General features: G+C 64.3%; 7 protein-coding genes. All 7 read left to right on the forward strand.

Features of this window, described 5'->3' with window-relative positions:
• The first annotated feature begins 1369 nt into the window (after positions 1-1369).
• The 7 genes from urtA (at position 1370) to VW23_RS06370 (ending at position 8615) form a co-directional block, all read left to right on the forward strand.
• Positions 1370-2635, forward strand: coding sequence for an urea ABC transporter substrate-binding protein (gene urtA, locus VW23_RS06340; protein WP_244513412.1), 1266 nt, complete (start codon positions 1370-1372; stop codon positions 2633-2635).
• Positions 2636-2720: 85 nt separating this feature from the next.
• Positions 2721-4334: an urea ABC transporter permease subunit UrtB gene (urtB, locus tag VW23_RS06345; protein WP_069908742.1), complete on the forward strand. Its 1614-nt coding sequence runs from the start codon at positions 2721-2723 to the stop codon at positions 4332-4334.
• On the forward strand, positions 4331-5506 hold the full coding sequence (gene urtC, locus VW23_RS06350) for an urea ABC transporter permease subunit UrtC (protein ID WP_069908743.1): 1176 nt from the start codon (positions 4331-4333) through the stop codon (positions 5504-5506). The genes urtB and urtC overlap by 4 nt, the downstream gene beginning before the upstream one ends.
• Positions 5503-6252, forward strand: a complete 750-nt coding sequence (gene urtD / locus VW23_RS06355; protein ID WP_069908744.1) for an urea ABC transporter ATP-binding protein UrtD — start codon at positions 5503-5505, stop codon at positions 6250-6252. The genes urtC and urtD overlap by 4 nt, the downstream gene beginning before the upstream one ends.
• Positions 6249-6860: a hypothetical protein gene (locus VW23_RS06360; RefSeq protein WP_141728242.1), complete on the forward strand. Its 612-nt coding sequence runs from the start codon at positions 6249-6251 to the stop codon at positions 6858-6860. Before urtD ends, VW23_RS06360 begins: the two co-directional genes overlap by 4 nt.
• Positions 6857-7561, forward strand: a complete 705-nt coding sequence (gene urtE / locus VW23_RS06365; RefSeq protein ID WP_069908746.1) for an urea ABC transporter ATP-binding subunit UrtE — start codon at positions 6857-6859, stop codon at positions 7559-7561. The genes VW23_RS06360 and urtE overlap by 4 nt, the downstream gene beginning before the upstream one ends.
• A 238-nt stretch (positions 7562-7799) precedes the next feature.
• Positions 7800-8615: an urease accessory protein UreD gene (locus tag VW23_RS06370; RefSeq protein WP_069908747.1), complete on the forward strand. Its 816-nt coding sequence runs from the start codon at positions 7800-7802 to the stop codon at positions 8613-8615.
• The last annotated feature ends 229 nt before the right edge of the window (positions 8616-8844 follow it).

Here is an 8844-nt window from a genome sequence, read left to right on the forward strand (position 1 = left end):
GGTCACGCAACCCACGACCCCGCCAACCGTCTCGGTAAGCCCACCGAGCAGCCCCCCGGCATTAACCTGAGTGACGCTCATACCCGCGACGATTGTGAACGTCGCCAAAGCCGCAAAAACGTTGCTTCTCATGACCAACCTCCGTTACATCCGCCGCCCGTCGGCTGATGAATATGCGTCTATGAGGCCGCTGTAAAGCTTCGGAGCGAAAGCTGATCAACTTGTGATTGGTTGGCCAATATATTCCGCGTCTTCGTCAATTGCGAGAATTACGCACAGACACTTATATGGCAAGGTTGCGTATACTTGTAAGTGGTGACACTTAGGGTCGGAACAATTTTCTTGAAGCTTGAGTCCAATGCAAGACGTCACCGGAAGCTGCGCCCGGGGCTACGCAGCAGCGCGTAGGCCGGGAGTCATCCCCCCGCACCATGGCTGTCGCCTCGAATATTGTACCTGTTGAAAACCGCAGGCGGCGCGGGCATTTCGATGCTCATAAGTGTTTTGGTAACACTTTGAGTGCAGTCGCTGGAACTTGTCCCAGCAAGATGACAGGACGCTGACAGCTTTGGACGGCTTATGAACAAGTACCGTCTCGGTCGCGACACCTGCGAACGCGCGCGCCGGGCAGCGCTGCAGAATCGGGCGCGGTCGCGCTTTTGATTCAGGCGAAACAGCTGGTTGCGGCGCCACTCTGTGGCAGTACCTATCGACATGGCGGCAAACGCGTAGATGTCACGGGTTGCGACTCGAGCCCACCAACAAAGAAGGCGCGAAGCCGAAGCTCCGCGCCCCACCGGCGTCAGCCACGAGGGAGCGTCAGCCCTCGCAACATCGGCCGATATCTGTGCACCGGGAACGACATCTCCGGCGGCTTGCTGGCTTAACGGCGAACGGAGCGGATGGTTGCGGGGCAAGGTCACGATCGCACACGGCACAAGCGAAAGCCCCGCGTCGTTGCCGACGCGGGGCCGAGGGTGTGGTGCAAACAACCTCTCTGCCGGAAGCGAACTTCCGGTGCCCGATTTTTAGCAGGGCTGCAAAGCGCGGTCACCAAGCTATGTGAATACACCGCAGGGCGCACACACACACACCCGTTCTTGGGCACGCGAGACCTCTGCCCAATTCTTAAGCAGACGCTAACGGCGCTGCCCAGAGAACCGGCAGCGCAAGCCGATCCGTATGCATCAGTTGCGTCGCGCGAAACCGGCCGGCATCGAAAGACCCTAGCAGAGTCAGCGGTTTGGCAGCGGTTTTCGGTGCTGGCACGGCGATTGCAACTTCCTCCCCGGTGCAAACAACCAAACTGTCGGAGGTAAGTATGACAGGTCTTAATCGCATGATGGCCGGGATCGGCCTGGGGGTCGCGATGACTGCCGGGGCGCTCGCGCCTCTCACTGCTTATGCGCAGGACACTATCAAGGTGGGCGTTCTCCACTCGCTGTCGGGGACGATGGCGATCTCGGAGACCACCCTGAAGGACACCATGCTCTTCCTCATCGATGAGCAGAACAAGAAGGGCGGCGTCTTGGGCAAGCAGCTCGAGGCCGTCGTCGTCGACCCCGCGTCCGACTGGCCGCTGTTTGCCGAAAAGGCCCGCGAGCTGATCGCCGTCAACGGCGTTGCCGCCGTGTTCGGCTGCTGGACCTCGTCGTCGCGCAAGTCGGTCCTGCCGGTGTTCAAGGAACTGAACTCGATTCTCTTCTACCCGGTGCAATACGAGGGCGAAGAGTCCGAGAAGAACGTCATCTACACCGGCGCCGCGCCGAACCAGCAGGCGATCCCCGCCGTCGACTATCTGATGAGCGAAGAAGGCGGCTCCGTGAAGCGCTGGGTGCTCGAGGCCACCGATTACGTCTACCCGCGCACCACCAACAAGATCCTCGAGCAGTACCTCAAGGACAAGGGCGTGGCGCCCGAAGACATCAAGATCAACTACACCCCGTTCGGCTTCGCCGACTGGCAGACCGAAGTCGCTGCCATCAAGGAGTTCGGCTCGGCCGGCAAGAAGACCGCCGTGGTCTCGACCATCAACGGCGACGCCAACGTGCCGTTCTACAAGGAACTGGGCAACCAGGGCATCTCGGCCGAGGACATCCCGGTCGTCGCCTTCTCGGTCGGTGAAGAAGAACTCGCCGGCATGGACACCTCTGCCCTCGTCGGCCACCTCGCCGCCTGGAACTACTTCCAGTCGGTCGAGAACGAGGCCAATGCCGAGTTCATCAAGAACTGGCACGCCTATATCGGCAACGACAAGCGCACCACCAACGATCCGATGGAAGCGGCCTATCTCGGCTTCCAGCTCTGGGTGCAGGCGGTCGAGAAGGCCGGCACCACCGATACCGACGCCGTGCTCAAGGCCATTGTCGGGCTCGAAGTGCCGAACCTCACCGGCGGCACTGCCAAGGTTCTGCCGAACCACCACCTGACCAAGCCGGTGTTGATCGGCGAGATCCAGGCCGACGGCCAGTTCGAGACCGTCTGGCAGACCGAAGGCGACGTCCCGGGCGATGCCTGGTCGGATGTGCTGCCCGAAGACAAGGGCATCGAAGCCGACTGGACCGACCCGCTGACCGGTTGCGGCCGCCTCAACACCGCGACCAACACCTGCGAAGTCGCCGCGACCGCGATGTAGGCCAGTCAGGCCACGCGAACTAAGGCGACGGCGGGTCTCCGCCGTCGCCACTTACTGCGCCCCTTCCCGCGACAGAGCGACCACGATGGCCACCCGAATTCTCACTCTGATTGCCTTCCTGCTCGCTCTGGCTCTCACTCCCCTGCCCGCTGTGGCGCAGGAGGATTTCGCCGCGCAAATCAACGCGCTCGGCCCCGGCAGCTTCGCCGACCGCACCAAGGCGATGGATGTGCTGGTCGCCACCGGCGACGAGCGCGTACCGCCGGTGCTGCAGGCGCTGAGCGACGGCAACCTCTATATCCGCGAATCCGACGGCAAGGTGGTGATCGCCAGCAAGGCCGCCGGTGGACTGCAGCTGACCGACCCGGTCGATGGCGCCGATCTCGGCGTCCTGCCCAGCGGTGAGCTCGAAAAAATCAAGACCAACAATGGCCTGCGCGGCAAGATTCGCACTGCCATCGGCAAGCTGACACTCCTGAGCCCCGACCAGCCGACCCGGCTGTCGGCAGCGCAAAGCGTGTTGAAGAATGCCGATCCGGCCATGCTCGAACTGCTCGACCAGGCGATCTCTGCCGAGGCCGATCCCGGCATCAAGAGCACCATGCAGATGGCGCGCGCCTTGATCGTCCTGAAGACCGATGCCGCGCTGGAAGACAAGCGCGCTGCGGTTGATCTCGTCGTGGCGCAGAACAACCGCGCCGCCCAGACCGTGCTGCGCAACACGCTCGACACTGCGCCAGATGAGCTGAAGCCGACCATCGCGGCCGGCATCGACTCGATCGGCCGCACCCTCGCCGTCTGGGATGTCGGCCAGAACCTGCTCTACGGCATCTCGCTGAGCTCGGTACTGCTGCTCGCCGCCATCGGCCTTGCCATCACCTTCGGCGTGATGGGCGTCATCAACATGGCGCATGGCGAGATGGTGATGCTGGGCGCCTACACCACCTATGTCACGCAGCTGGTGATCCAGTCGGTAGCGCCGGGCCTGATGGAATACTCCCTCGCTTTTGCCGTCCCCGCTGCCTTCCTGATCACTGCGCTGGTGGGCATCGGCATCGAGCGCGGCATCATCCGCTGGCTCTATGGCCGGCCGCTCGAAACCCTGCTCGCCACCTGGGGTCTGTCGTTAGTGCTGCAGCAGCTGGTGCGCACCATTTTTGGCCCCACCAACAAGCTGGTGCAGCCACCGCAGTGGATGAGCGGCACGTTCGAGCTGTGGAACCTGAGCTTCACCTGGAACCGGCTCTGGATCATCGTCTTTGCCATCGCGGTGTTCATCGCGCTGCAGATCATCCTCAACCGCACGCCGCTGGGCCTGCAGATGCGGGCGGTGACGCAGAACCGACGCATGGCCTCGGCCATGGGCATCCGCACTCCGTTCGTCGACGCCATGACTTTCGGGCTCGGCTCCGGCATTGCGGGCATGGCCGGCGTGGCGTTGAGCCAGATCGACAACGTCTCGCCCAATCTCGGCCAGGGCTACATCATCGACAGCTTCATGGTGGTGGTGTTCGGCGGCGTCGGAAACCTCTGGGGCACGCTGATCGGCGCCGTATCGCTCGGCGTCGCCAACAAGTTCCTCGAGCCCTACGCCGGGGCGGTGCTGGCCAAGATCGCCATCCTGATCCTCATCATCCTGTTCATCCAGCGCCGCCCGCGCGGTCTGTTCGCCCTCAAGGGCCGGGCGATTGAATCATGATCACACAAATGCTGTTCCGCGCCCTCGACAGGAAGGCCATCTGGCTGGTGGTGGCGCTGGTGTTCATCGCCGTCGCCATTCCGGTCGCCAATCTGGCGATCCCCGAGGGCAACCCGCTGCACCTGCCCAACTACATGGTGCCGCTGCTCGGCAAGTACCTGAACTATGCGCTCCTGGCGCTCGCCCTCGATCTGGTCTGGGGCTATTGCGGCATTCTCTCTCTCGGCCACGCTGCGTTCTTTGCGCTCGGCGCCTATGCCATGGGCATGTACCTGATGCGCCAGATCGGCGCGCGCGGCGTCTATGCCAATCCGGTGCTGCCCGACTTCATGGTGTTCCTCAACTACCAGGACCTGCCCTGGTTCTGGCATGGGTTTGACCTCTGGTGGTTCGCTTTCCTGATGGTGCTGTTCGTGCCGGGGCTGCTGGCCTTCGCCTTCGGCTGGTTCGCCTTCCGCAGCCGCGTCACCGGCGTCTACCTCTCGATCATCACCCAGGCGATGACCTACGCCCTGCTGCTCGCCTTCTTCCGCAACGATCTGGGGCTCGGTGGCAATAACGGGCTCACCGACTTCAAGGATATCCTCGGCTTCAACGTCCAGGCTGCCACCACCCGCGCCGGGCTGTTCGCTGCCTCGGCGCTGGCTTTGGCGCTGGCGGTGATCATCTGCTCGGCCATCGTCAACTCGAAGCTGGGCAAGGTGATGGTCGCGGTACGTGATGGCGAAAGCCGCACCCGCTTCCTCGGCTGGCGGCCGGAGAACGTAAAGCTGTTTGCCTTCGTGGTGTCGGCCGTGCTGGCCGGCATCGCCGGCGCGCTCTACACGCCGCAGGTCGGCATCATCAACCCGGGCGAGTTCGACCCGGCCAACTCCATCGAAGCGGTGATCTGGGTCGCCGTCGGTGGCCGCGGCACGCTGATCGGCCCGATCATCGGCGCCGTGCTGGTCAATGCCGGCAAATCGGTATTCACCGGGGCCTTCCCCGATTTCTGGCTCTACTGCCTCGGTGGCCTCTTCATTTTCGTCACCCTGTTCATGCCCAAGGGCATTGTCGGGTTGTTCCAGAAGCTCAAGCCCCGCAAGGGCAAGGAGGCGAGTTCGGCCGCCGAAGCCGGAGAGGACCCGTCCACCCTGCCGCAACCCAAGCCCGTGCCGGAGCCCGCCGAATGACCGACAAATCCGGCACCATGCTCTATCTCAACGGCGTCTCCGTCTCCTTTGACGGCTTCAAGGCGCTGAACCACCTCTCGATCATCGTCCACCCGGGCGAGATGCTGGCGATCATCGGCCCGAACGGCGCCGGCAAGACCACCATGATGGACATCATCACCGGCAAGACCCGCCCCGATGACGGCGAGGTGTATTTCGACGGCCGCACCGATCTCACCAAGCTCGACGAAGCGCAGATCGCCAATCTCGGCATCGGCAGGAAATTCCAGAAGCCGACGGTGTTCGAGAGCCACACCATCTGGGACAACCTGGTGCTGGCGCTGAAGCGGCCGCGCAGCGTGCTCGCCGCCCTGCTCTATTCCGAGAGCCCCGAGGACAAGGCCCGCATCGAGGAAATCCTCGAAACCGTGCGCCTCACGGCGCGCAAGGACGAGCTCGCCGCCGACCTCAGCCACGGCCAGAAGCAGTGGTTGGAGATCGGCATGCTGCTGGCGCAGGACCCAAAGCTGCTGCTGGTCGACGAGCCGGTGGCCGGCATGACCGATGCCGAAACCGTGGAAACGGCAAAGCTGCTCAAACAGATCGCCAGGACCCGCTCGGTGGTGGTGGTGGAACACGACATGAGCTTCGTGCGCGAACTCGGTACCCGCGTCACCTGCCTCGCTGAGGGCTCGGTACTGGCCGAGGGCTCGCTCGACCAGGTGAGCGCCAATCCCATCGTCATCGAACGGTATCTCGGGCGATGATCCGTTGCAGTAACCTCCTCACCTCTTCAATATCCCCGGCGATCACGCGACCGAAGGCGCGGCTTGGGGATATTGAAATGCATATTCTGGCAATTGTTGTCGGCATCATTGCTGCCGCGGGTGTGTGGTACTGGCGCGTCAAGGCAGCCAAGGAGGTGGTCGACGACGTCGGAAGCGTGGTTGGCCGGGTCCAGGGCCGCATCCGCATGAACAACTTCAAGAAGAAGGCCGAGGGCTCGGCGCTCGCTTCGATCGAAGACCCGGCGCTTGCTGCCGCAGTCTTCCTCCACGCGCTCGCCAACGAGAAGCGCGACGCCTTGTATCTTGCCGAACCGAGGATTCGTGAAGAGCTCAGCCGGATCGTTGCTGATACCGATCTCGACGAGGTCGTCTCCTACGCGCAATGGGCGGCCCGCGACGTCGCCGATGCGCGCGACGTGGTACGCCGCTTCAAGCCGCTATGGCGCCGGAAGCTGACGCGCGAAGAGCGCGCCGATCTCATCGTCATGGCGGAGACCGTTGCCGAGCTCGGCGAGGGCGATGATCACAACCAGAAGCTGACCCTTGTGACGCTGCGTACAGCGTTAGGCCCGGAACAGAACCGATGACCACCGCCCTCTCCATCCGTGACATAGGCCTCCATTACGGCGCGGCGCAGGCGCTGCGCGGCATCAGCATCGAGGCGAAGCCCGGCCGGATCACCGCAGTGCTCGGCCGCAACGGCGTCGGCAAATCCTCGACGCTGCGCGCCGTCACCGGCATCAACAACATCTCCTCAGGCGAGATCGTCTTCAACGACGAGGTGCTGAAGAAGGCCCCGCCCTATAAGCGGGCCCGGCTCGGTATCGGCTACGTGCCGCAGGGGCGCGAGATCTTCCCGCTGCTGACGGTCAAGGAGAACCTCGAGACCGGCTACGCGCCGCTGAAGGCGGCCGACCGCAACGTGCCGGACTACATCTACGAGCTGTTCCCGATCCTCAAATCCATGCTCGGCCGCCGCGGCGGCGACCTCTCAGGGGGACAGCAGCAGCAGCTGGCCATCGGCCGCGCCCTGGTGACGCGGCCCAAGGTGCTGGTGCTCGACGAGCCGACCGAGGGCATCCAGCCCTCGATCATCAAGGACATCGGCCGGGCGCTGCAGTTCCTGCGCGACCAGAAGGGCATGACCATCCTGCTGGTCGAGCAGTACCTGGACTTCTGCCGGGAGATCGCCGACGACATCTACATCATGGATCGCGGTGAAATCATGCATTCCGGCCCCGCCGCCGACCTCGACCTGCCCGAGGTGCGCCGGCATCTGATGGTGTGAGCGTGTCGGTTGTTGTGCTTGGCGCTGCCCCGCGCGTCCCCTCTCCCCTCAGGGGAGGGGGTCAGAGTGAGGGGTTCAGCGCCTCCGCCCGCTCTCGCTGGCGGCATGGCGGTGTGCTGCGGCATGTCGCGTGGGGCACCGCTGAACCCCTCATCCGGCGCTGCGCACCACCTCCCGGCGAGGGCCACGCCCTCGTCCGGTCTCCCCTCAGGGGAGAAGGGAAGACGGGGGTTTCCCGATGAGCGCAATTCAAGCCCTCGCTCGCCACCAGCGCGCCCGCGGCACCGGCCGCATCGCCACGCAGGTGCTCGACGGCCGCACCCGGTTGACTACCCTGTTCCAGGAGGGCTGCGCCAAGATCCGGCTGCCGCATACGCATGACCCGAGCCTGCAAGCCGTGCTGATCAACACCGCCGGTGGGCTGACCGGCGGCGATGAAGTAAGCTGGGACGCCAAGGCTGCGCCCGGCGCCAGGATGGTGCTCACCACCCAGGCCTGCGAGCGGGTCTACCGCTCGCTCGGCGACGACGCCACGGTCAGCACTCGGCTCGAGGTCGGCGCCGGGGCGCATCTCGACTGGCTGCCGCAGGAGACCATTCTCTACGAGGGCGGCCGGCTCAATCGCAGCCTCGAGGTCGACCTCGCTCCCGACGCCAGTTTCTTCGCCATCGAGGCGATCATCCTCGGCCGGGAGGCGATGGGTGAGGCGGCTCGCGGCGCCCGGCTCAGCGACAGCTGGCGCATCCGTCGCGACGGCCGGCTGCTCCATGCCGAGGCGACGCGGCTGAGCACCGATCCGCTGGAGCGCGACGGCCTGTCGCTGCTGGCCGGCGCTGGCGCTTTCGCCACCCTGCTCTATGTCGGCACCGATGCGGAGCGAAAGCTCGACCCGGTCCGCGCTCTCACCACCGGGCAATCCGCCGCCAGCGTCATCGGCGAGCGGCTCGTCGTGCGCGCCATGGCGCCATCCGGGCTTGCGCTGCGCCGGATCATCACCCCAATAATCGCAAAGCTCTCCGGCGCCGGCACCCTGCCCCGCCTCTGGCATTTGTGAGCATGAATCGCATGGCTTCCTTCTCCACCGATGTCATCCCGGCGCAGGCCGGAATCCATCTCTTCGCCGGCGCTGGCGGCACTGTGGATTCCCGCTTTCGCGCACTAGTGTCCGGGATTTTTGTTTGTTTGGGGTGGTGCAAGGCAGGCACCGCCAGGTGATCTGGCATAAAATCGAGTTGCGAGACTTGATTTGGAGCCTGCCATGCCATTTGAGCCTAATGGTTTCC

Origin of the sequence: Devosia insulae DS-56, from assembly GCF_000970465.2 — a bacterium.
Taxonomy (GTDB): domain Bacteria; phylum Pseudomonadota; class Alphaproteobacteria; order Rhizobiales; family Devosiaceae; genus Devosia_A; species Devosia_A insulae.

Bases quoted from the DNA above. Each gene is read 5' to 3' on its own strand.
- urtB (WP_069908742.1), top strand. From the start codon at position 2,721: ATGGCCACCCGAATTCTCACTCTGATTGCCTTCCTGCTCGCTCTGGCT.
- VW23_RS06360 (WP_141728242.1), top strand. From the start codon at position 6,249: ATGATCCGTTGCAGTAACCTCCTCACCTCTTCAATATCCCCGGCGATC.
- urtD (WP_069908744.1), top strand. From the start codon at position 5,503: ATGACCGACAAATCCGGCACCATGCTCTATCTCAACGGCGTCTCCGTC.
- VW23_RS06370 (WP_069908747.1), top strand. From the start codon at position 7,800: ATGAGCGCAATTCAAGCCCTCGCTCGCCACCAGCGCGCCCGCGGCACC.
- urtA (WP_244513412.1), top strand. From the start codon at position 1,370: ATGACTGCCGGGGCGCTCGCGCCTCTCACTGCTTATGCGCAGGACACT.
- urtC (WP_069908743.1), top strand. From the start codon at position 4,331: ATGATCACACAAATGCTGTTCCGCGCCCTCGACAGGAAGGCCATCTGG.
- urtE (WP_069908746.1), top strand. From the start codon at position 6,857: ATGACCACCGCCCTCTCCATCCGTGACATAGGCCTCCATTACGGCGCG.